The sequence below is a fragment of the Caballeronia sp. 11_S32 genome (assembly GCF_056930355.1).
In genome coordinates this window covers 267,524-290,670 of the sequence record NZ_JBXOWH010000004.1, presented here as the reverse complement: position 1 = coordinate 290,670, position 23,147 = coordinate 267,524, and the positions used below count along the sequence as shown (strand labels likewise).

The window sequence follows — 23,147 nt, the reverse complement described above, 5'->3', positions numbered from 1 at the left end:
ATAGTAACGCATGTGTTGCACCGTAGTTCGTCCGTCGGCCGGGGCACAAGCAAGCGTCTGCCGTCCGTTTTATTGTCGACTACTGTCCCGACTTGCAAGCAGCCAAAGCGCTCCTCGGAACTGCGCGCGTTGCCCCCATCGCCGCTGCACCTAAAGCAGTGCGAGAGATATAAGCCGGCCGATACGTGAGCGAGCCTATTGCGGTAACTGTGGAAATCGCAAGCGGGGTTAGGAACGGGAATCTGCAGGTCTGACGCGTCGCCTGCCCGCTGTTTAGCGAGCCCGGTCGCCCTGTCCGGACACTACGTGGCACTGAGAGGTTCGGCACAGCGAGCGCATAGCTCGTAAGAGTTTTCGACACCTTCCGGCTTCACCACGTCATCGGCGCCGGTCGCCCTCTCAGCATATTCCCCGTCAGATACATTCTCGAAGTAACGCCATAACGCCTGCCGTAACGGCGCTCACTTATTAACGCGCCGCCACTCCGTCAAGTCGCTCCTGATTTCTCTCACCTGTTTAGAATGACCAAGCCAAAGCCCACGAAGAAGCGATGAGTTAACAATTTCTAACTGGAAAACGCCGAAATATCCGCCTCTGTCCTTTACGTCAAACCAATCTCCCACGATAAACCCGTCCCTTACCTGCCCGAAGAAAGCGTATCTATCACCGCGCGAGTAGAATTCCGCATAGCAGTACGAGCCTAACTGACGAAGGGCCGAGTGACCGTGTCGATCGACGTCTTTCGCATACGCTGCACTTCCGCCATCCCCCCAAAGGTGTTCCCAGTTGCCAGAAAGGCTGATTGGCTTTTCACGAAAGTAGTTCCGGACCGGTAGCCAATAGAGGTTCTTCACCAATAAAGGAGCTAGGCGCAAGTCGAGCAACAACTTGACGAGCCATAGCATAACGAACGGCAGAGTGGTGTACGCAATATTGGACCAATCGAGATATACCATATTGTTTCCGACTAAGGCAGGGCTTTCGATACGCGCGTTCGACGACGGTCAACGACGCGGGTGAGGAGGATATACCAACGATGCTATGCGCGGTTGTAAGTCGTGGAAATGTGAGGCCTCAGTCGAGACCATGCCGACTCTTCTATTCCTTACACTCTGTCCCGATCTACCTCTGCGCACGCCGATTCCAAGTCATGGCGAGGCAGTCGGGCTAACCGGATTATTCCATGCTCCGTCGCTATTGGAGTGAAAAAACCGTATGTCCTTGACACCGATAGCCGAGAGGGCTGCATATGCACGGTCACAGTAAGCCTGCATGCTGTTATAGACTGAAACGGCGATTCGTTCTGGGGCAACTTCTCCTATCTGGTTAAGAATATGCTCCTCTTGTTTCGCGAGGCCCCAACCATAAATGACCAGTGACTTGCCGATTTCGCTTAAAGGACCGTTGTACACGCTTCGCAGGTAGTTCGACTTCGAGATCGCGTCGAATTTTTGCTTGGACGTGCCGTCGCAAACAAAAATCGGCGCACGACTTCCGGAGTTCCAGGCATCAATAATTGAATTTAACAAATCCTGCGAGCCTGCCACCAGCTTCTGCTCGTCGAGAGACTTCGTTAGACCAAGCGCGATGTTGCCATGCGGATAGCAAAAGATGGTCGGATTCTCGATGCCACCATAAGCCTCCCGATACATTGCCCAATCGTCAGCGAAAACGGTTCTATTAAACCCGTCTTTGAAATGATATCTGCTACCTAGGTCATCGGTTCCGAACTGTGCGGCCCAGTAGACGATGAGATCGTAATTCAGCGATATAACAGTTCGAAATCGCCGCATGAACTTGTAGATGGGAGATAGGTGCGTCTTGGCGTCTTCATACGACACATGCACCTTCTGGACGGTCTGGATTAGAGCACTACGTACCACAGCATATGCCTCGTCGACCTCCTTGACTGCGATACCCAAAGCTGTATTAACCTGCTTAGTCTGCCAGAGGCGGCGAAGAACCAATTCGAAATCGTTCGTTTCGAATTTAGTGAACACCTCTTGAACACAAGCGTCAATAAAGTGATGCACTTGCGCAGCTTCATAAAGTCCGGTGTACCCGAACTCGCCGTGTACCGCCACGCTCGCCCCGTTTCCCACCAGTAACGTCTCAGAGAAGTCTCTCTCAATATCGAGCCAATTAAAGATTCTATGAGTCATACGAAAATTTCTTTTATCAACTAGGTTTTTCAAAGGCATTGTAGCGCCGACGCGGCCGCGACTGTAAGCAGTTACTCGTCGTGCATCCCGACGAGCAGCATGCTCGGATGATCCGTAGACAAGTCACCTCGACCATGTCGAGCGCCGATATGCAGCCTGTCAACCTATGCCACGGCCCGCCCGCATCGTGGCCTACAAAGCCTGCCGCGACTCAGTCCTCGGACCCCTTATCACCGGTACTGTGAAGATGAGGCCCCGGGAAGCTCGTCAATAGCCTTTTGTGACGCGTAGACTTGCATGGACATCCGAATCGAGCGCGCAAGCCCGTCTAGGTCCCCGTACAAACTCTTGCTGGTGAGGTTCATTTTTCGTAACGCAGCAAAGCAAGAGGCGTAAATTGACTTGGGGAAACTAATCTTGTCCATTCTAACTCCGGCGTAGACGGAACTCGCGAGGACATCTTCGATGTGAGCACCTCGGTCTCCGCAGATCAAAAAAGTTCCTGCTTGGCGATCCAAGCGCGCGTTGAGCTGCCGTGGCTCCGCAATCCATGCGATGGGGTATGAATGAGGATCCACTGTCTCGTCGAAGATTGCGTCGGCCTTTTCGAAGGCAGAGCGTCGGTTCTCCTTAAACGTTTCGTTCCTTTCTTCAACATGTTCAATCGAGCGCCTCATGATTTCGCTGTAGTCGAACGCATAGATGGCCAAGTCGTTGTCTGAAAGATGGCTATAGCCTTCCAGGGCGAAGTACAGCGCAACAAATGGGCTCTCGGTAAAATCCAGCAATCTCGTTGGAACACCGTAATGCTGCATCGTTGCGAGCCATGCTAGTTTTGACGAAGGTAGGACATTCTCTTTGTCGTATAAGTGAAACTTAGATTTGAATTCGATGAGCGAATAGTCTTCGAATTCGCGCGCCACCTTTGGTGTCCAGCTATCACCAACGATTCGCTCTATCGATGACCGCAGTCTCCACGACGCATTCGCTTGACCTCGATAAATGAAGTTGTTGGGATAGTCACTGATCATTTCAATCAGTTCGATTGTTGATTCAGCGCGTATCTCTCGCATTTGACCGCACTCGCCTGTAGATGTCCACGAACCGTTGAAGAATTGCTTGGGGCACGTGATTTTGCTCGGCGAAAACCTGCTTGACGGGATCACCTTTTAAGTTGATTGTCACTGGACGCTCCGAGCGATTTTTGATTATTCGAGCTGAAGCTTCGTTGCCGGTGGCAGCGGTGCTGCGCGTAACTTCCGTCAGCACCTCCCTATCGAGATCATCTCCTTGAACTTGCGCTTTGCCCACAGCTCCCCGAGTCGACTGCAGGAATACCGATAGCGGACGTTGGAAGTGCTCATCTGCGTCAAACGGATTTGGGCCATGAAACGTCGCACTGAACCGAATCACCCTGTGCGCATCCGTGAGCATTCGGAGGAACCCAGCAGGATCCGGAATCGGTAGAATCTCCACTCTCATTCCGCTCGTTTGGACTACACCAGTGCTCTGTAGCAGTTCCTCGACCCTAGCTGCGATTCCTCGCGCGTCTGAAGCCAGACTCGGCTTCTTTGCGATGGCGACGATTCCCAAAAGCGCATCGTAGACGCAATGCGTAAACGGACTTTCCTCGAGTTCTTCATGTACGAAGTTTCCAAGGACCTCGTCAAACTTTTCAATCATAGAGCGCGTTGTTCGTCCTACCGCAAAGTATCCTTTCCCCTTAGAGAATTCGTGCAAATTTGCAATGTGCCAAACGTAACCCTTGCGCAACTCCGCAGACGGCTTTTCTTGTAGAGCCTCTGCAAACAAATCCGCGCGATCTATTTCTGTTTTAAACAGGTCCGGTTGAAGACTTGCTATAAATTTGACTCGAAAGAGACTGTATTCGATTGAAGCCATCAGCCAGCATTTTCTTTGTTAGTTATGGACCAGCTCGCGTCGGAAAGCGCGAAACTTGATGAGATGATGCTATGTTAACGGACGTCCGGTCGGAAACTTTACTGAAGATCGAAACGTCATTCTACACTTCGTGACCTCACTCCATGTGCGTGATCCAGTCGCGGGATGCTTACATCGCGGTACATAGGCTTGCCATAACGCGCGTGCCTGACTCCAATGTGAACGGCTTTGTCGGTTTATCGACGAAGGTTTCGACCTCGGTCACGTCCAACGCGGGTTGAGGCCTATAGGCCATGACCGCCTTGAATCTGTTCTTTAGCGTCGCCACGATGGATCAAGGTTGTGTCACCGAGCGCGTTGTGTTTGTTGACGTCGCTGATCATCCCGCCCGTTCCGACCTCGACGGCGCCTTTTTGCCAAGAAATAGCCTCGTGTAATTGTTGATCGAAAAGAGTTTGCCGCCGTCCGCAGTATGGCCGAAGTCTTCACTATACCTTGATGGCCCTGGGTAATCGCGCCTGCGATGGCGGCTCGCATAGCATAACGAGAGCTACACTCGTGACCAAACGCGTGGCCTTTATTCGTGTCCTCCCTCGGGACATGCATTCCTTCGCCATTGTTGCCTCTGTCTGTGCCTTAGTATTTTACGCGGCGCTATTGCCTTGCCTCTTTTTTCTGGGCAACGCACTTTCAAAAATCTCCAGCTCAGACACGATAGACCCGCAATGCTCGAGCATTTCAAGGCGGATCGCTGAGGCCGTCACCGTTCGCGGCGGTTCGCAGGAAATACTTGTGGTGTAAGCGATGGATGTCGCCGCGACGGTTCTATTGCGGTAAGTCTGCTATCGATAGGGCACGGCGGACGACCTAAACAATCGTGGTCGAGTCGATCGATGCCTCGTATAGAGGCCAGCATCGCAAAAGTAAAGCGAAGAAAGTTCACCCCACCGCTTCAGCAGCACTGGACGCAGTTGTTTGAGTCTAGCGGTCAATCGTCTCGCGTCGGCGACGTGCGGCTGGTATCAGCGTCGAACATCTTGAATCCGCCGCAGCGGTAAAAGAAGCGATCAATAAGCGGAGGTCGCACCGCGCTGTGATGCTCTCGCCAGACACTCAATCGGGGTGTGAGAAAAAAATCAATGAAGGCTGCTTTCCAAGTGCGCCTCGTCGACCGGCGTGACGATTTCCACGGTGCCTCAGGGAAAGCATAACGCGCTATCTGCGCTGCTCTCCGAGGCGGTGTGCGCAGAGCCCGAACCTGAGACGATGCTCGACGATAGCCACACCTCAGAAGGGCCAATATCGGACAAGGTTCTCCTTTTAGCGGGCGGCAGCGACGGCAGATCAGCGCTGTCGCCCGTTCGCGCACTATTCCTGAGGTACCGAGGCACCGTCAATACGATGCCGCGAGACCGCGTCCGAGACGAACCCGCTCCGAAGTAGCTCGGAGACAAACACGTTCAACCAAGCTGCGGCGCCCTCGCCACGTGACTTCGCGACGCCCATCGCTTGGCGGATGACCATGAAATTCCCGTCGAGCAGCCGAAGGCCTCCGAGTCGCTTTGCGTCAGCCTCCAACTGTTGGGTGACGCCTGCCGCAACATCCAGACCGTCACGGAGAAAAGTGTTCACCACCTCAGGCGAAGTTGAGTTCCTGACGATCGCCGCATGTTTGATCTCGCGAGTCAGAAACAGGTCATACGCACTACCTGTCCCCACCGCCACACGAATACCCGTCCGGTCCACTTCCTCAAGCGTTTGAATCGGTGAGTCGAACCTGACAAGATAGCTGCCCTGAATCAGCACGTACGGGTTGGTGAAGGCAATCTGATTACCGCGAACCGGGTCAATGGCGAAGAATCCAACATCAACCTCGCCAGCTTCTATGCCCGCAACAGCCTTTCCGGCTGCATCATAGGTGACCAATTCCAAAGGAAGGTTGAGACGTCGAGCCAGTTCCTTGGCGATATCAACAGAGATACCCTGAGGCTCTCCGTTGTCGCCTTTGGAGGCCAGTACAGGATTGCCGAAGTTAATCGAGGCCTTCAGAACGCCGGTCGGTGCGAAGGCTTCTCTCAAAACAGTATCTGTCTGACTCATTTCTGGTACACCGAAGAAGGTACAAGAACGAAACCTTCCATCAGTCGGCGAGCACTTCGGCTCATGATTGCCTTCGTGACTGTCCAAGCGCCGTCCTTTTGCTCGGCCTCGGCACCCACGGCCAGGCTGCCAGAGGGATGCCCAAACCGCACCGAACCTTTCGCCTCAGGAACGAGGCGATTGACTACGGTGCCCGGGATGGTGGCAGCAACCGCAATGGCGACGGCACCGGTGCCAGTCATCGCGTGGTGCAACTTTCCCATCGAGAAGATTCGAGCATTGATGTCAAGCGCCGACGGGTCGATCTCTTTCCCGCTGGACGAAACGTACCCCAACGGCTTAGCGACGAACGCGAGCTTTGGCGTATGAGGACGGAGTTCCGTAGCTTCCTGCGTCGACCGAGCCAGTCCCATGCGGACAGCTGCGTGAGAGCGGATTGCCTCGGCCTTTTTCAACAGCTCGGCGTTGCCATTAACGTCGCGCTGCAGCTCGTTGCCCTTGAGGCCGAGAACTGCGGCGTCGATGAAAATAGCGGGGTTGCCCGCGTTAATCATGGTCATTTCGACAGGACCGACGCCAGGCACGTCGAGAACATCAAGTGCACTGCCCGAAGGGAACATGCTACCCCCTTCGTCGCCGCCATCACCGCTAGGATCGAGAAACTCGATTTTGATTTCGGCTGCTGGGAAAGTGACGCCGTCCAATTCGAAGTCGCCTTCCTCGACGACGGCGCCGTCACGCATCGGCACATGCGCGATGATTTTCGCGCTGATGTTCGCTTGCCAGATCCGCACCGTCGCAATGCCATCGCGCGGCGCGTCCACCAAGCCCTGTGCAATCGCGAAGGGGCCAACCGCAGAGGTGAGATTACCGCAGTTTCCCGACCAGTCGACGACGGGCTTGTCGATTGCGACTTGACCGAAGCGGTAATCAACGTCGCAGTCGCTGCGCGAAGACCGGTCGACAATGACCACTTTGCTCGTGCTTGAGGTGGCGCCTCCCATCCCGTCAATCTGTTGGCCATACGGGTCGGGGCTGCCGATCACGCGAAGCAGGATGCGGTCGCGGGCAGCCTTATCTTCAGGAAGCCAATCGTTTCGGAAAAAGACGCCTTTGCTGGTGCCCCCACGCATATAGACAGCCTGAAGCTTCGTTTGCGCCACGTTTCATCTCCTGAAAATAGTACCCGAACATCGATTCGACGATTGCGTTTATTTAACAACAAACGCATGATGCGCGCAAGCAGCTTTGCTGATTGCGCGTCGAAACTCACTCGGGCGCCTCAGGTAGAGGTATATTCGTCTAAGAGACGCTGTAATTTCACCTTCTACACGCTTGGATTTGATCTCCCATGACTTCCGACCTCACCCCGAGCCAACAGAAAGCGCTACGCGAAATAATTGCGTACGTTAGGCGCGAACGCGTGGCGGCCGGCACCCATCTGCCCGAGTGGACGTTGGCGAAGCTCATCGGGACCTCCCGCTCGCCCATTCGCGTGGCACTTGACCGGTTGGTTGAAGCGGGCGTGATGCGGTATGACAAGAACCGTGGATACTCGGTTGAGGCATCCTTTGACGAACTTCCCGCCGAGTTGCTGGAACAGGTTAATTCTGCAGATGACCCACTATATCTACGCCTGGCGGATGCCCGTTTCAGTGGGGCAATCCCGGAGTCCGTGACTGAGGCTGACCTGACACGATTTTTAGATGCGTCGAGAAGCGACGTCCGGAAGGTGCTGATTCGGGCGCAGAGCGAAGGCTGGGTCGAAAAAGAAGCCGGATATGGCTGGCGTTTCTTGCCGATGATCGATTCGCTCGACGCCTACGACGACATGTACTCGCTCCGTGCCGCAATCGAGCCAGCGGGCATCCTAAGCCCGAAGTTTCGGCCTAATTTGGACGAGCTCAGAGAGCTTCGGCGCGAACAGCAATCCATTCTCGACGGCGGCCATGAGGCCATGACTCCAACGGAGAGATACGAGTCCAATGCCCGCCTGCATGAAACGATCGCGTCTTGGTCGCAAAACAGGCTCGCCTTGCAGACTCTGCGCCGGCTTGATCAGATGCGACGGTTAGCGGAGTACCGACAGGCCAAGCAGCAGTTGCCACGCCGCGCGCTAGCTCAGGAGCACATCGATATCCTCAACGCGATAGAGCGCGGAGACTTCCTGGAAGCCGCAAGCCTTATGAGGCGGCACATTGAGGCAGCCCGTTCTAAGAAGGCTGTGCTCGAGGTTTTCAACCGTTCCGAGCAACCCGACTCGCCGGCGTCCGCGACCGCTGGAACCTTTGTCGAGCTCAAAGCAGAGGCATAGAGGGTAAACGATAGATTTTCCCGCAAAAGCCCGCCACGCCGCCCTCCAGGCGGCTTTTTTTTGCCCGCGCCTCCCGCACTTTGCGTTTTCGCATTGACAAAGACACAGCGTCGACAATAACCTGATTGCGTTTTAGAGCACAGATCGTCAAACACTGACACGGACGCCACGCAATGTTAATTGTCGATACGCACGCACACGCTTTTCATCGCGAGCTCCCGTTTATCCAGTCGCGCCGCTTTACGCCCGACTACGACGCTCCGCTGAGTTCGTATCTCAGCCAGCTTGACGCAAACGGAATCGCACGAGGCGTGCTGATCGCTGTAAGCATTCTTGGTAACGACAACAGCTATCTCGTCGAATGTTTGCGGTCTCAGCCAGAGCGCCTTCGCGGCGTAGTGGCTATTGATCCGGCAACGGACTTGAACCGCTTCGACGAGTACGAATCGGCGGGCGTCGTCGGTGTACGCGTGAACCTGACCGGCAATCTTCCCGTTCCCGACTTCAGCGCTGGCGCTTGGGCGGATGCCGTAGCCGAATGCGTAAAACGCGACTGGCACATCGAGATCAACGACCGTGCAGCACGCCTTCGAGAGTCCTTGACTCCGCTTATCAAAGCTGGCGTCAAAGTGGTCGTGGACCATTTCGGTATGCCGGATCGCCAACTGGGAATTGCCGACGAAGGATTTCAGGGTCTGCTTCAGTTCGGTCAGAGCCGTCAAGTCTGGGTGAAGCTCTCCGGCGGATATCGAACAAGCTTTGATATCGCCCACGCCGCAGCCCCCCTGCTCCATGACGCGTTCGGTACCGACCGACTCATGTGGGCAAGCGACTGGCCCTTCACGCAGTACGAATCCTCGCAGAACTACAACACGCAGCTACGCGCTGTCGCCGAATGGCTTCCCCAAGAAAGCGACCGGAAAACGGTCCTGTGCGATACGCCAGCGAAGCTCTTCAAGTTCTGACCAATAAGACTTCCGTCCCACATTCCGTAAGAGAACACCATGACAGCCGATCAATCCATCAACATTCCTGGATGCGTCCGCAGCCTCGACAGCTCCAATGCGTCTTCGTACCGCTACTACTCGCTGGACGCGCTCGCCGCGTCGGGGTTTGATCGGATCGGTCGCCTGCCGGTCGTTATCCGAGTTTTGCTGGAGTCTGTGCTGCGCAATTGCGACGGAGCAAAGGTGCTTGAGTCCCACGTCCGCGACTTGGCCACCTGGGAGCCGAGCGCCCCGCGTGAGAAAGAGATTCCCTTTGTAGTTGGTCGCGTCCTGCTCCAAGACTTCACAGGTATCCCTTTGTTGACCGACCTGGCGGCGATGCGCAGTCAGGCGGCAAAGCGCAACGCCAACCCGAAGGCGGTGGAGCCGCTTGTGCCGGTGCATCTGGTCGTCGACCACTCGGTGCAGACCGAATTTTCGAACGTTCCGAACGCACTGCGGCGAAATATGGAAGTTGAGTTCGGCCGAAATCGCGAGCGTTACGAGTTGATGAAGTGGGGCATGCAGGCGTTCGATACTTTCAAGGTCGTGCCTCCGGGAATTGGGATTTGCCATCAAATCAACCTTGAGTATCTGGCTCAAGGCGTAATTGCGAAAGACGGCGTCGCTTTCCCCGATACGCTCGTTGGCACGGACTCGCACACGACGATGATCAACGGCATCGGCGTGCTTGGATGGGGTGTCGGCGGGATTGAAGCCGAAGCTGGCATGCTCGGGCAACCGATCTACATGCTCATGCCCGACGTGGTCGGCGTTGAACTCACTGGCGCGCTGGCCGCTGGCGTAACCGCCACGGACGCCGTCCTCCAGGTGACGGAAACGCTGCGAGCTGCCAAGGTCGTCGGAAAGCTGGTTGAGTTCTTCGGCGACGGCGCAGCATCTTTGAGCGCAACGGACCGCGCGACCATCGCAAACATGGCGCCGGAATACGGCGCAACGAGCGGCTTCTTCCCTGTAGACGAAAACACGCTCGCGTACTATCGCCAGACCGGAAGAAGCGAAGAGCAAGTCGCACTCATTCGTCAATACTTCACGGCGCAGGGCCTGTTCGGTGCGCCGAAGGCGGGTGACATCGATTACTCCAAGGTCATTCGAATCGACCTCAGCACGATCAAACCGAGCGTTTCGGGACCGAAGCGTCCGCAAGACCGCGTCGACCTTTCGGAACTCGGACGACGCTTCGACGAAGTCATGGTCCAGGATGCCAAGAGCGGCGGTTACGGCAAAACCGCAGAGCAGCTCGAGGAACGCTATTCCGTCAAGACAAAGCCGGCTGGTGCGCCGGGGCCTGAAGCGCAATATGAAATCGGCCACGGCGACGTTCTGGTCGCGGCAATCACGTCCTGCACGAACACATCTAATCCAGAGTTGCTGATTGCGGCTGGTCTGGTCGCTAAGAAGGCGCTCGAGCGCGGGCTCCAGGCGAAGCCTTGGGTGAAGACTCTCTTCACTCCGGGGTCGCGTGTGGTGACCGCCTATCTGAAGGATGCGGGACTCACCGCACCGCTCGAAGCGCTCGGCTTTGGCATCGCCGCATACGGATGCGGGGCCTGTGTTGGCAACATTGGACCGCTCGATGCGGCGCTCGAAGAAACGGTAGTTTCTAAAGACTTGGTTTGCAGCGCGGTGCTCTCGGGCAACCGGAACTTCGAAGCACGGATCCACGGCAATCTGCGAGCTAACTTCCTGGCAAGCCCGGCGCTGGTCGTTGCTCTGGCTCTCGCCGGAACGACTCGAATCGACATTACGAGCGAGCCCCTTGGCATGGACCGTGAAGGTCGGCCGGTGATGCTCGCCGATGTCTGGCCTACGAACGAAGAAATTAAGGAACTGAGCGTCTACGCCGCAAACTCAGAGCACTACAAGGAGCTTTATTCGGACTTCACCGTAGGTCACGACCTGTGGAATGAAATTGAGAGCAGCGAAGGCGCCGTGTACGACTGGCCCGAGTCGACATATGCGGCTGAGCCTGATTTTTTCAGCGGTACGCAATCTGGCGGCAACAACGTCGCTGGCGCACGTGCACTCGCCATTCTCGGCAACTCAATCACGACCGACCATATTAGCCCGGCCGGTTCGATTGCCAAGAACTCGCCGGCAGGCGAATGGCTCACGCAGCACGGCGTCGCGCAGAAGGATTTCAATACGTATGGAGCGCGCCGAGGTCACTTCGAAGTGATGGTTCGTGGCACCTTCGCGAACGTCCGACTGAAGAACCTCATGTTACCCGCCAAGGCAGACGGCTCCGCTGACGAGGGCCCGTACACGGTTCATCAGCCCAGCGGTGAACGTACGACGATTTTTGATGCCTCTCGCCGATACATCAGTGCTGGCATCCCTACGATTATTTTTGCGGGCGAAGAGTACGGCACCGGTTCGAGTCGCGACTGGGCAGCCAAGGGAACCCGCTTGCTTGGAGTCAAGGCGGTCGTGGCGCGCAGCTATGAGCGTATTCACCGGAGCAACCTCGCTGGACTCGGCGTACTGCCATTGCAATTCGTCGGCGAAGACAGCATTCAAACGCTTGGTCTCGACGGCAATGAGACTTTCGACCTGATCGGTCTCGAAGACGGAGTGAAGCCGCTTCAGGATGTCACGCTCGTTATCACTCGCTCTGACGGCAGCAAGCGCGAAGTGAAACTGCTTGCACGTATCGATACCCAGATCGAAGCCACTTATTTCAGCAACGGCGGAATTCTTCCGTACGTCTTGGATAGCTTGCTCGAAAAGGGAGCTACGCAGGAAGCGTCGCTGGCATAAAGCGGCGTTTTTGGGCCCGCAGAAGGCACATATTAACGGAGACACTAATGCTCAAAAAGCTCGCACCGGCTGCATTGCTGGTACCGTGCCTGTCGGCTCATGCTCAAAGCAGCGTCACGCTGTACGGCATCGTCGACATCGGTATCAACTACTTGAACAACGCTCAAACGGCCAAGACCGCCACAGGCTTCAAAGGCGGACATCAATGGGCCGTCATGGACGGTGGGACCGGTGGTATTCAAGGTAGCCGCTGGGGTCTGAAGGGCGCGGAAGATCTCGGCGGCGGTATGAAGGCCATCTTCCTGCTCGAGAACGGCTTCAGTGCGAACAACGGCACGTTGGGCCAAGGCGGTGCGGAATTCGGACGCCAATCATGGGTCGGAATCTCGACGAACCAGTACGGCAAAGTCACTCTCGGTCGACAGTACGACGAAGTGGTCGATTTCTATGCGCCGTTGCTCGCAGCACCTCAGTGGGGCGGCTACATGACTGAGCATCCGAGCGACCTTGACAACGCCTCTAACACGCGTCGGATCAACAACTCGGTTAAATATACGTCGCCGACCGTTGGTGGCTTCACGGCCGGTGCCCTCTATAGCTTTGGCGGAGTGGCAGGTTCGTTTGGCACGAATCGAATCTGGTCGGTTGGCGCGGGTTATGCGAACGGTCCGATTTCAATCGGCGCAGGTTATTTGAACGCAGCCAATCCCAACACGTCGTTCTATGGCTCCAACCCCAACGCAGGCCCGGCTACCACTAATAACCTAGGTTCCGTTGGTTCTCCCACGTCGCCGCAGAGCAACCCCATTTACGCGGGTTACGCTTCCGCTAAGAGCTTGCAAATCGCAGCAGTAGCAGCCTCCTATGCGATCGGGCCGACGACCCTTGGGCTCGCATACTCAAACACGCGTTTCCAGGATCTCGGCTCTTCGTCCGGACCGAATCCATTCGGGTACCGGGGCACTGCCTACTTCCATAACGTGGAAGCAAACGCGAAATGGCAGGTCACGCCTGCTCTTCTCTTGGGCGCGGCCCTTGACTATACCAAGGGCGTGGGCGCGACTGGCCACGATGGTGCGAAATATGAACTGGCCAGCGTCGGTGCTGACTATTTCCTGTCAAAGCGCACGGATGTGTACACCATCGCAGTGTACGAGCATGCGAGCGGCACCGATTCGCTGAACCAACCTGCCGTTGCAACCATCACCGGCATGACGCCATCGACCACGAATAACCAGGTTGCCGTCAGATTGGGTATCCGACACAAGTTCTAAAACATAAATCTCGATTTTGTATTTGGCCGGAGACAAGCCATGACTTCCGCTGCACCTACACATCCCGCAACGCTCGTTTCGCCAGACGAAGAGGAACTTCAGCGGCTCGCTGTATCGAAGACCGCGTGGCGGTTGCTCCCTCTTCTGACGCTCGCGTTCATCTTCAACTACATCGATAGAACGAGCGTCGGCTTCGCCGCGCTGAGCATGAATGCGGACCTTGGCTTGACTGCGACCCAGTTCGGCTGGGGTGCGGGCATTCTCTTCGCGGGCTACTGCCTTCTTGAGGTGCCGAGCAACCTGATGCTGTACCGCTACGGCGCCCGGAAATGGCTCGCACGGATCATGATTACTTGGGGCCTGGCAGCGGCTGCTACGGCGCTTGCCGTCGGACCGAAGAGCTTCTATTTCTTCCGGTTCGTGCTGGGCGTCGCCGAAGCGGGCTTCTTTCCCGGTGTCACTTTCTACCTGGCGACCTGGTTTCCCGCCAAATATCGCACCCGTATGCTCGCCTGGTTCATGGTGGGTGTGCCGGTGTCGTCGATTCTCAGCGGTCCGCTCTCGGGTCTTCTGCTGAACATGAACGGATTCCTCGGCCTTGCGGGCTGGAAATGGATGTTCATCTGTCAGGGCTTGCCGGCCTCCATCATCGGCATCATTGTTTTGGTGATGCTTCGTGACAATCCCTCGCAGGCGTCCTGGCTGAGCGCCGCTGAGCGTGACGCGCTGATCAAAGCGCTCGCCTCGGAGCACCGCGAGAAGGAGAAGAAGAACCTCGGCGCCGCACTTAAGGACACACGGGTGCTGATTTTGACGGGTATCCAGTTCGGCTTCGTGCTCGGCTCTTACGGCATTGGCATCTGGTTGCCGACGATTCTCAAGGCACATGGCTTGAGCATCACGGCGATCAGCCTGGTCTCGACGGTTCCGTACATCTTCGCCACGATTGCAATGCTGACGTGGGCACGAGCGGTCGACAAGAGTGGCAAGAAGATTCTTAATCTGCTCCTGACTTGTTTGTTCGCGGCCGTGGGCATGGTTATCGCGGCACTGTTTAACGAGTTCTGGCCCGCGATGATCGGAATCACAATCGCTGTGATTGGCGTGACGACGGCGCGTGCGGTGTTCTGGAGCATCCCGACCCGCTTCCTCTCGGGAGCAGCTGCAGCGGGCGGCCTCGCGTTCATCAACTCGGTCGGCACGTTCGGCGGCTTCGCCGGGCCATTCATGGTGGGTTGGCTCAAAGACCTTACCGGTTCGTTTGCCATGGGCATGCTCGGTATGGCTGGCATGTTGCTGCTGTCCACGGCACTCACCTTCTCCCTTCGCTTCTTCGTCAAAGACGAGTAACCGTTCCGTATGAATTGTGGCCGTGCGCGCAACGCCGCCGGCCACTCCTCGCGTCGAGTCATACCTGAAAACTAAAACCGTATATATGGAGGGTTCCTTGCTGTCACGTCGCAAATTTTTGATTTCCGCAGGCGCTACCGTTGGTGCCGTGCCGTTCCTTTACTCCGCCAGCGCACTCAGCAAGTCGCTTGACCACATCTCGCCGCTCACATTCAAAGTTCCTGAGGGTACGACTGATTGCCACTGCCACATTTTCGACCCCGAACATTTCCCCTACTCCCCTAAGCGTCGCTATACCCCCCCGCCTGCGACGGTAAGTGACCTTCGCCGATTCCATGCTGCCATCGGCGTTCAGAGGACCGTCCTTGTTCAGCCTAGTGTGTACGGGACGGACAATAGTTGCCTTCTCGACGCTTTGAAGCAACTGGGGCCAACTGCTCGAGGTATTGCGGTCATTAATAAGTCGTTCTCTGCGCAGCAGATCGACGATTTATTGGGCGCAGGTGTCCGAGGTCTGCGGATCAACCTAGAAGTAGGAAAGGACCGTAATTCCGAAGATGCGTATCGGCGTCTGATGGACACGGTTGAAACGCTGCGTGGCCGCCAGGCGGTCATCCAAATATTCGCAGCGTTGGAAGTAATCGATTCGTTAGCGCCGCGCATACAAGCGCAACCGCACCAGGTCGTGCTCGACCACTTTGGCTTTGCAAAGGCGGCCAAGGGACCGGAGCAGGAAGGTTTTACTGCATTGACAGGCTTGATGGCGAGCGGGAAGGTGTTCGTTAAACTCTCTGCGCCTTACCGGATTTCGAAGATCAAGCCTGGGTACCCGGACTCAAAGAGCATTGGAAAGGCCCTCGTCGATGCAGCTCCAAACCAAGTCGTGTGGGCCACGGACTGGCCTCATACGGGAACGACGGAGCGACCTGCCGAAGCGAAGCTCACCGATATCGAAGAATTCCGAGTCGAGGACGATGGTCAGAACTTTTCGTTGGTGAAAAACTGGGCTAACAGCAGGCTCGACCGACAGAAGTTGCTTGTAGATAACCCATCGCGTCTTTTCGGATTCGGCGCTACCAGGACTTGATGTCAAAGGCGACAGGTGGATCGCACCCGCGACTGCGTCTGCCTCGTTGCCTTACCTCTTGTACTCGCGTGAGGAGGCGATCGAAAGACATCTCGAAGTCGCCTCCCAGGCGATGGAAACAGACGATCGCGCGATGTTTCTCCCCCCAGCAGGCGTAAAACTAGGCCGCCGTCAAAGCCTCTGACAGCTGAGCCAAACTCCCCCTCGGAAAACCAAAGCCGTGCCAGCCCGCTCCACTGTGTCGAAAGAAGAAAATCAGACCGTCGAAAAGCGGGTTCTGAACGAACTCCCACTGGGGCGACGTCTCCACAATATATTGACGCTCGGATGACGGCTCGCGGGATACTTCCGGGTGCACCGAAGTCCGCAAGTTTGCCAGAACGTCGACGAGTTCCGAAACCTCGCCCGCACTCAAAGCGGCGAAGGAATCTTCAATGCGGATCAGAAGTGTGTCGGACTGGTCGTCACTGGCGATTTCAAAGTCGACGCGATTGTTCATTTGGTCTGCGCTCCACGGCTAAAGGCATTCAAGGAACCCGCAACTACTGAAGCAGCATCCGAGGATGCTCGGGGAGTTCTAGGAAGCTTTGAATGCATGAGACAAAGCGACCCAGCGAGGTCTGAGGCAAAAATAGCCCGGTCCACCCCTGCCCGCTGTCGCGTACGAGCATGATCGCGCCATCAAGGGACGGGCAAGGCGCTACATGCCAGCATGGATTCATCTCCAATAGATGCTCTTCCGTTCTCGACAACTCCTTTCGGACAGGCGGAGCCATCGCTGCTCTTGCCTGAATAAGGCGCTCAAGGAAGAATTCCGCATCGTCCCCGTTGAGCCGGAGTTCGCGTTCGCCGAGTTTGATGATGATTCGGCGTCGTCCGTCAATCTGCTCGGCATCGATAGACAAAGGCACTTGCATAGATTTATCGTCCGAAACAAAGTTCGTGATTGGCGCCGAGCGTCAAGCAGCACCTAGCTGTCTATAGGCTGGTTTGACATCCGCGAGATGAATGCTGGGAGTCTCGCGCAGCCATTCACGGTTTAGCACCGCCCATAGGCGCGCTTGGCTTCCGACATCGCGCGGGTTCTCTTGGAGTTTCGAGTCGAGCATCCTGGCGGCCGATTCGAGGATGACCCGATGGGAACGTGAGCCGACCCCGTAAAACCGCGCCCGGTTGATGTAGTCCATCAAAAGTCGTTCAATTGGGTCAAAAGTTGCAATCTGCATGGTGTTCCTCCGGTGCGCGAGCACCCGTTGGCGAGCGCCGGGAATCGATGCTCGCACGTACGAACTACGAAATCGAATCACTTCCAGCCACCGCCCAGCGCCTGGATCAGACCAACAGAGGCAGTCAACTGTCGGGTGCGCAGGTCCAAAGAGGAGATTTGGGCGTCCAACTCTGTCGTCTGCGCGGTAACGACATCGAGATAGCTCACCGCCCCGTCTCTGTAACGAGACGTCGCGAGCTTCAACGTCGACTGCGCCGAAGCGAGCGCGTCGTCTTCATTCTTAGACTCGTCACCGAGGTGGTGCAACAGGGCGAGGTCGTCTTCGACCTGCTGGAAGGCGGTGAGGACGGTCTCGCGATATTTGGCACCGTTCTCCGCGAGCTTCGCGCGAGCACTAGCGACCGCAGCGCTCCGCCTGCCACCGTCGAAGAGCGTGAACACGAGTTGCGGCCCAATCGACCAAATTTCGTTCGGCGCTGCTAGCCACGGTGAGAAGCTGTCGCTCTGGTAACCCCCGTCGAGCCCGAGCGATACGTCCGGGAAGAATGCGGCCTTCGCGACACCGATATCCGCGTTCGCGGCGGCAACGCGCCGTTCGGCAGCGGCGATATCCGGCCGACGTTGCAGAAGCTGCGAGGGCACGCCAACCGGAACTTGCGGGACGACGTAGATGGGTGTCGCAGTTGCGAGCGAGAAGCTCGAAGCCGGCGTACCGGTGAGGGTCGCAATGGCGTGCTCAAGCAAGGCGCGGCTGGCTGCCGTGTCATCGACGGCCGCTTTGGCCGAAGCCAACTGCGTCTGTGCTCGAGAAACGTCCATTCCTGATGCCAGACCGCCTGAATGTCTGCTCTCCGTCAATTTCAACGCATGCTGATAAGTGACGATAGTCTCCTGGAGCAGCTTCGTCCGTTCATCGAGCCCTCGCAGTTGAAAATAATGGTCCGCGAGACTCGCCTGCAAACTCAGCCGCAACGACTGCAAGTCATCGGCGCTCGCCTGCTCGCCCGCCCTACCCGCCTTTACCTCGTTGCGGACTTTGCCCCACAGATCCAGGTCGTAACCGATACCCACATCGACGTCGGCCGAGTTGTAGACCGATGGCTGGTTCGAACCTCGCAACGGCCGGTTGTCGGACTGGCGTTGCCGCGAGACCGATGCCTCTGACCCGATGGTCGGAAACAAGCCGGAGCGTGCCTGTTGCACGAACGCTTCCGCCTCGTCGTGCCGAGCCACTGCTGCGGCGACGTCAGGATTCGCCTCGTCGACCTTCGCCTCCAGGTCGTTCAACACTGGGTCGTCGTACACCTTCCACCAGCCATCTCGGGCGATGCGGTCGGCTGGCTTCGCCGGCTGCCAAGGCCCCGCTTCCTTGAAGATCGCGGGGATGGCGGTTTCTGGCGCATGATATGGAGGGGCAAATGAGCACGCGCTCAATATGCCTGCAGCCACGCATGCGACAATGCCACGCTTAAGCATGCTTACCCTCCGACGCCGCCATCTTCGCGTCCGCCCGATGTACCACGTCGCCATCGGCGAGCGAGTCAGGCGGGTTGTTAACGACACGGTCATTCGGCTGAAGGCCCGAACCGATGAGTACCGTGCTGCCAAGGTCCGTCGCAATCTTTATGTCGCGCAGGTGGACGTGATTCTGTGCACCCAAAACGGCGACTTGGACGTTGTCAGTCCGGAAAATCAGCGCGCTGGCCGGAACGAGAAGTGCGTGGCCATCGCTCGGCAATGCAAAGCGGACCTGCGCGTACTCGCCCGGCATGAGCTGGCCGTCCGAATTGTCAACCGACAGCTGCACGAGCATGGTTCCCGACTGCGGTGCGATAGCGTCGTTGCTGGCGACGAGGTGAGCCTCAAAAGTCTTGCCCGGGCGCTCCGGGATAGTGAGAGATGCTGTCAGGCCGCTCTTGATTGCAGCGGCATCACTTTGTGGCACGTTCACATAGACGCGCAGCTTGCGGGCATCCGTCACGGCGAAGAGCTCTGGTCCGGTGCCGCCGCCGGCGTTGATCAGCGCGCCGACGTCGGTCTTACGGGCGGTCACCACACCATCGAATGGCGCTGTGATGCGTTTGAAGGACTCGAGCGCCTCGAGGCGAGCTACGTTCGCACGGCTTGCCTGCACAGTCGCTTCCTTCGCCGCGAGGTTGCTGGTCTTTTCGTCTGTTGCCTGTTGCGACACCGAGTCCTGCGCGAGCATCTGAGTCCAGCGATGAGCGGTCGTCGCGGCCAACTTTTCGTTGGCGATGGCATTTGCAAGGTCGGCTCGCGCTTGTTGAAGCTGCTGGTCGAGGTCAGGAGTATCGATTTGCCCGAGCAGTTGACCAGCCTTCACATGCGTGCCGATGTCGGCGTACCACGCATGCAGGTAGCCGGAAACGCGCGCGTAGATTGGCGCGTTCACGTACGCGTCGAGTCGGCCGGGCAATTCCACGTCGTCGGTGCTTTTCGGCAATTGCGGCTTGACCACCCGGACAGTCGGAATTGCCTGAGCATCAGTCCAGCTCGTGAGCGCCCGGTTTGAATGCATACGGCTGACGATACCTTCCGCTGCAACTCCCGCTGCCACCAGCAGCGCGACGATGCAGATGAGTTTCAGGTGTCGCAGCTTCCTGGGGCCATGCTGGTGCGGTTGACCGCTGGTTTCAGTGGACATGAGTTGCCTCCGTGTCGGAAGGAAGAGTTTCTTGAGAGAGTTTGTCGTTGCGATGGACGATGCTGAACACGACCGGCACGAAAAGCAGCGTCGCCACCGTGGCGCAAATCAAGCCGCCAATCACGGCTCGGCCAAGCGGGGCATTCTGCTCGCCCCCGTCGCCCAGACCCAGAGCCATCGGCAGCATGCCGATAATCATCGCGAGGGCCGTCATCAGCACCGGGCGGAACCGCGTAGCGCCTGCTTCCATCGCCGCCAGGAAGGAGTCACCCAGGTGTGCGAGCCGCTCCCGTGCAAAACTCACGACGAGAATCGCGTTCGCGGTCGCCACACCCATACAGAGAATCGCGCCCGTCAGTGCTGGCACCGATAGCGGCGTATGAGTGATGAAGAGCATCCACACGATGCCGGCTAGCGCCGCCGGGAGTGCCGTCACAATCACGAACGCATCTGCCCATGAGTGGAAGTTCACGACGATGAGCAGGTAAATCAGGAGAATCGCCCCTGCCAATCCGAAGCCGAGCCCACTGAATGCCGTGTTCATGGTTTGAACCTGGCCGCGCACCGTGACCCTCGAGCCCTTCGGAAGTTGGCTATGCATCTGATGGACAATCGCATTGATTTTTGAAGCCACCGCTCCCAAGTCGCTTCCTTGGGGCGTCGCGTAGATGTCGTAGAGCGGCTGGATGTTGTAGTGCGAGACCACCGCGTCACCGATACCGCGTTTAACTGTGGCAATGCCGCCGAGAATCTGCGAACGTCCGTCCGACCCAGTGACCATCATGTTGTCGAGCGAGCCCAAGGAGTTCATCAGGTATTGCGGCGTCTGCGCGACGATGGGGTAGCTCACTCCGTTCTTCGGGTTGAGCCAATACGTCGGCGCGACCTGACTTGTCCCGGACAGGTTGGCCACAACCGCATTGGTCACGTCCTGCTCGGTGATGCCAAGTTCGTCAGCCCGCGTTCTGTCGACGGCAATCGAGAACTGCGGATAGTTTGTCGGCTGTTGAATTCGTGCGTCGGCGATTCCCGGCACGTGCGTCACGCGCTTGAGCAATTCGCGCGTGAAGGCCGAGTTACCCTGTTGGTTGGGGCCGGCCACCTGTATGTCGATGGGAGCCGGGGCGCCAAAGTTCAGAATCTGCGAAATGATGTCCGCAGGCAGGAACGAGAACGTGACGCCGGGGTAGACGCGCGGCAGAACTTCACGCAACTTCTTCACGTACTGAGCGGTTGGGCTGTGGTTTTCCCCCAACGAAATGAGAATGTCGCCATCGGCGGGCCCCATCGTGCCGCTGTTGTTGTAAGTCAGGTTGATACCGCTGACAGGTAGACCGATGTTGTCGACCATGCTAGTCAACTGGTCCGGCGGAATCGTCCGGCGAATCGTTCCCTCGACGTGGTCGAAAAGAGCGGCCGTCTGCTCAATGCGCAGGCCGATGGGACCGCGCACGTGCAAGGCGATTTCCCCCGAATCGATATCAGGGAAGAAATTGCGACCAAGGAACGGCGCAAGACCGAACGACACCACGACCACGACCAGGAAACCAACAACGAACTGCTTCGGAGAATTCAGCGCGGTGTGGAGCACCGTGCGATAGACGTCGCGAACATTCTCGAAGCGATGTTCGAAACCCCGCTGGAAAATGACCAACGGATTTTTCGTCGGGCGATGTTGTTCACCGTGAACGTGCGGCTTGAGCAGGTACTGCGCCATCATCGGGACGAACGTCCGCGACAGAATGAACGACGAAACCATCGCGAAAATCACGGCCTCAGCCATCGGCACGAAAAGGAATCGCGCGATACCGTTCAGCATCAGCATCGGAACGAACACGATACAGATACAGAGCAGCGAGACGAGAGCCGGGCCGACAATCTGTGCAGCACCGTCCAGGATGGCCTGCCGGACTGGCTTCCCATGCTCCAGGTGCCAGTTGATGTTCTCGATAGTAACCGTCGCATCGTCGACGAGAATACCGACCGCGAGCGCCAATCCGCCGAGTGTCATGACATTGAGCGTCTCGCCCATTGCGGACAGCCCTGCGATTGCTGCCAGCACGGCGAGCGGAATCGATGACGCGATGATGAGCGTCGAGCGCCAGCTTCCGAGGAACAGCAGAATCATCAGTGAAGTCAGCGATGCCGCGATGATGCCCTCACGCGCGACGCCGCTGACGGCCTCCTTCACGAACACCGACTGGTCGCCCATCGTGATGAGCTTCAGACTCGGCGGCAGTGTTTGCTCGATAAGCGGAAGCTTGGCTTTGACGCCGGCAACGATGTCGAGCGTGGACGCGGAGCCATTCTTGAGCACGCTCATCAACACCGCGCGGTGACCGTCGAGGCGCACGACGTTCGTCTGCGGCGGGAAGCCATCGCGAACGTGCGCGACGTCGCCAATTCGGATAGTGGCGCCAGCGACAGTCTTGATGGGCAGGTTGTTCAGTTCGTTGATGGCAAGCGGGCTGTTGTTCAGAGTGACGTTGTACTCGTAGTCGCCAATCTTTTCCGTACCTGCGGGAATAATCTGGTTCTGCTTCGCAAGCGCGTTAGCGACGTCAACGGCGGACAACCCGTCGGACTGCAGCGCTTGGGGATTCAGGTCAATCTGGACTTCCCGAACCTTTCCGCCATACGGCGTCGGAATGGCGACGCCCGGAACGCTGAGCAACGCCGGCCGAATGAAATTGGTTGCGTAGTCGGCGATTTGTTGCTCATTGAGCGAGTCACTGGTCAGGGCGATCTGAATGACCGGCACCGTCGAAGCGTTGTAGTTGAGAATCTGGGGTGGCGTGATACCGGGAGGCATCTGCTTCAGGACTGTCTGCGAAAGCGAGGTGACCTGGGCCGTCGCCGTGCGAATGTCCACCGTGGGCTGAAAAAATATCTTGACGATGCCGTAGCCACGGAACGATTGAGATTCAATGTGCTGGATGTCGTTGACCGTCGTCCCCACCGAGCGCTCGTAATAGGTAACGATGCGACCGGCCATGTCGTCCGGCTGCAGGCCCGCGTAACTCCATACGACGCTGATGACTGGAATACGGATGTCGGGGAAGATGTCAGTCGGTGTCCGCAGCATTGATAGCGGGCCGATAACCAAAATCAAAAGCGCTAACACGATGAACGTGTAGGGCCGGGTGAGAGCCAGCCGGACTATTTTCAACATGGGGAACTGCTCCGAAAAATCGCTTGACGGCACTGATGTTGTTGAGTGTGCCGTTGGCGCGCTAACAACTCGGCGGAAGAAGAGTGAAGTTCGTTTTAGAATTCCACTCTTGTTGACACACAACCG

Annotated in this window: 20 protein-coding genes; 8 read left to right on the top strand and 12 right to left on the bottom strand. The window is 57.2% G+C overall.

Annotation, left to right across the window (positions count from 1 at the left end; translation table 11 throughout):
- Positions 1–461: 461 nt before the first annotated feature.
- The 4 genes from AC1Z32_RS27360 to AC1Z32_RS27345 all read right to left on the bottom strand — a co-directional run bounded on the left by AC1Z32_RS27360 (position 462) and on the right by AC1Z32_RS27345 (position 4,064).
- The gene (locus AC1Z32_RS27360; protein ID WP_483481977.1) at positions 462–956 is read right to left on the bottom strand and encodes a hypothetical protein; all 495 of its coding nucleotides are present in this window, start codon (positions 954–956) and stop codon (positions 462–464) included.
- Positions 957–1,148: 192 nt separating this feature from the next.
- Positions 1,149–2,162 carry a DUF4917 family protein gene (locus AC1Z32_RS27355; protein WP_483481976.1) on the bottom strand — a complete coding sequence of 338 codons (1,014 nt, stop codon included), beginning with the start codon at positions 2,160–2,162 and terminating at the stop codon, positions 1,149–1,151.
- A 230-nt stretch (positions 2,163–2,392) separates the two neighbouring features.
- Positions 2,393–3,235 carry an FRG domain-containing protein gene (locus tag AC1Z32_RS27350; protein WP_483481975.1) on the bottom strand — a complete coding sequence of 281 codons (843 nt, stop codon included), beginning with the start codon at positions 3,233–3,235 and terminating at the stop codon, positions 2,393–2,395.
- Positions 3,216–4,064, bottom strand: coding sequence for a hypothetical protein (locus tag AC1Z32_RS27345; protein ID WP_483481974.1), 849 nt, complete (start codon positions 4,062–4,064; stop codon positions 3,216–3,218). Before AC1Z32_RS27345 ends, AC1Z32_RS27350 begins: the two co-directional genes overlap by 20 nt.
- 293 nt (positions 4,065–4,357) lie before the next feature.
- On the opposite strand from AC1Z32_RS27345, the gene AC1Z32_RS27340 reads away from it, so the two are divergent.
- Both AC1Z32_RS27340 and AC1Z32_RS27335 read left to right on the top strand, forming a co-directional pair.
- Positions 4,358–4,501 (top strand): hypothetical protein, encoded by a 144-nt coding sequence (locus AC1Z32_RS27340; RefSeq protein ID WP_483481973.1) that lies wholly within the window; start codon positions 4,358–4,360, stop codon positions 4,499–4,501.
- A 121-nt stretch (positions 4,502–4,622) separates the two neighbouring features.
- The gene (locus AC1Z32_RS27335; RefSeq protein ID WP_483481972.1) at positions 4,623–4,865 is read left to right on the top strand and encodes a hypothetical protein; all 243 of its coding nucleotides are present in this window, start codon (positions 4,623–4,625) and stop codon (positions 4,863–4,865) included.
- A gap of 567 nt (positions 4,866–5,432) precedes the next feature.
- Here AC1Z32_RS27335 and AC1Z32_RS27330 read toward each other — a convergent pair.
- Both AC1Z32_RS27330 and prpF read right to left on the bottom strand, forming a co-directional pair.
- Entirely contained in the window at positions 5,433–6,164 is a 732-nt protein-coding gene (locus AC1Z32_RS27330; protein WP_483481971.1) for an ABC transporter substrate-binding protein, read from the bottom strand.
- Entirely contained in the window at positions 6,161–7,327 is a 1,167-nt protein-coding gene (prpF, locus tag AC1Z32_RS27325; RefSeq protein ID WP_483481970.1) for a 2-methylaconitate cis-trans isomerase PrpF, read from the bottom strand. Before prpF ends, AC1Z32_RS27330 begins: the two co-directional genes overlap by 4 nt.
- Positions 7,328–7,515: 188 nt before the next feature.
- Here prpF and AC1Z32_RS27320 point away from each other — a divergent pair, with 188 nt between their 5' ends.
- From AC1Z32_RS27320 to AC1Z32_RS27295, 6 genes are all read left to right on the top strand, one after another.
- Complete coding sequence (locus AC1Z32_RS27320; protein ID WP_483481969.1) at positions 7,516–8,478, top strand: GntR family transcriptional regulator; 963 nt, start codon at positions 7,516–7,518, stop codon at positions 8,476–8,478.
- Between the two features lie 173 nt (positions 8,479–8,651).
- Positions 8,652–9,443, top strand: a complete 792-nt coding sequence (locus tag AC1Z32_RS27315) for an amidohydrolase family protein (protein ID WP_483481968.1) — start codon at positions 8,652–8,654, stop codon at positions 9,441–9,443.
- A 39-nt stretch (positions 9,444–9,482) separates the two neighbouring features.
- Positions 9,483–12,245 (top strand): aconitate hydratase AcnA, encoded by a 2,763-nt coding sequence (acnA, locus tag AC1Z32_RS27310; RefSeq protein ID WP_483481967.1) that lies wholly within the window; start codon positions 9,483–9,485, stop codon positions 12,243–12,245.
- Positions 12,246–12,292: 47 nt separating this feature from the next.
- Positions 12,293–13,519, top strand: coding sequence for a porin (locus tag AC1Z32_RS27305; RefSeq protein WP_483481966.1), 1,227 nt, complete (start codon positions 12,293–12,295; stop codon positions 13,517–13,519).
- 39 nt (positions 13,520–13,558) lie between these two features.
- The gene (locus AC1Z32_RS27300) at positions 13,559–14,869 is read left to right on the top strand and encodes an MFS transporter (RefSeq protein WP_483481965.1); all 1,311 of its coding nucleotides are present in this window, start codon (positions 13,559–13,561) and stop codon (positions 14,867–14,869) included.
- 97 nt (positions 14,870–14,966) lie between these two features.
- Positions 14,967–15,956, top strand: coding sequence for an amidohydrolase family protein (locus tag AC1Z32_RS27295; RefSeq protein ID WP_483481964.1), 990 nt, complete (start codon positions 14,967–14,969; stop codon positions 15,954–15,956).
- 160 nt (positions 15,957–16,116) lie between these two features.
- Here AC1Z32_RS27295 and AC1Z32_RS27290 read toward each other — a convergent pair whose 3' ends face one another.
- The 6 genes from AC1Z32_RS27290 to AC1Z32_RS27265 all read right to left on the bottom strand — a co-directional run bounded on the left by AC1Z32_RS27290 (position 16,117) and on the right by AC1Z32_RS27265 (position 23,021).
- The gene (locus tag AC1Z32_RS27290) at positions 16,117–16,455 is read right to left on the bottom strand and encodes a hypothetical protein (RefSeq protein WP_483481963.1); all 339 of its coding nucleotides are present in this window, start codon (positions 16,453–16,455) and stop codon (positions 16,117–16,119) included.
- 43 nt (positions 16,456–16,498) lie between these two features.
- The gene (locus tag AC1Z32_RS27285; protein WP_483481962.1) at positions 16,499–16,873 is read right to left on the bottom strand and encodes a hypothetical protein; all 375 of its coding nucleotides are present in this window, start codon (positions 16,871–16,873) and stop codon (positions 16,499–16,501) included.
- A gap of 42 nt (positions 16,874–16,915) precedes the next feature.
- A complete protein-coding gene (locus tag AC1Z32_RS27280) occupies positions 16,916–17,182 on the bottom strand; it encodes a hypothetical protein (RefSeq protein WP_483481961.1) in 267 nt (88 codons plus the stop codon).
- A gap of 77 nt (positions 17,183–17,259) precedes the next feature.
- Positions 17,260–18,660 (bottom strand): efflux transporter outer membrane subunit, encoded by a 1,401-nt coding sequence (locus tag AC1Z32_RS27275; RefSeq protein WP_483481960.1) that lies wholly within the window; start codon positions 18,658–18,660, stop codon positions 17,260–17,262.
- On the bottom strand, positions 18,653–19,849 hold the full coding sequence (locus AC1Z32_RS27270; protein ID WP_483481959.1) for an efflux RND transporter periplasmic adaptor subunit: 1,197 nt from the start codon (positions 19,847–19,849) through the stop codon (positions 18,653–18,655). The genes AC1Z32_RS27275 and AC1Z32_RS27270 overlap by 8 nt, the downstream gene beginning before the upstream one ends.
- Positions 19,839–23,021: an efflux RND transporter permease subunit gene (locus AC1Z32_RS27265; RefSeq protein ID WP_483481958.1), complete on the bottom strand. Its 3,183-nt coding sequence runs from the start codon at positions 23,019–23,021 to the stop codon at positions 19,839–19,841. Before AC1Z32_RS27265 ends, AC1Z32_RS27270 begins: the two co-directional genes overlap by 11 nt.
- Positions 23,022–23,147: the final 126 nt, after the last annotated feature.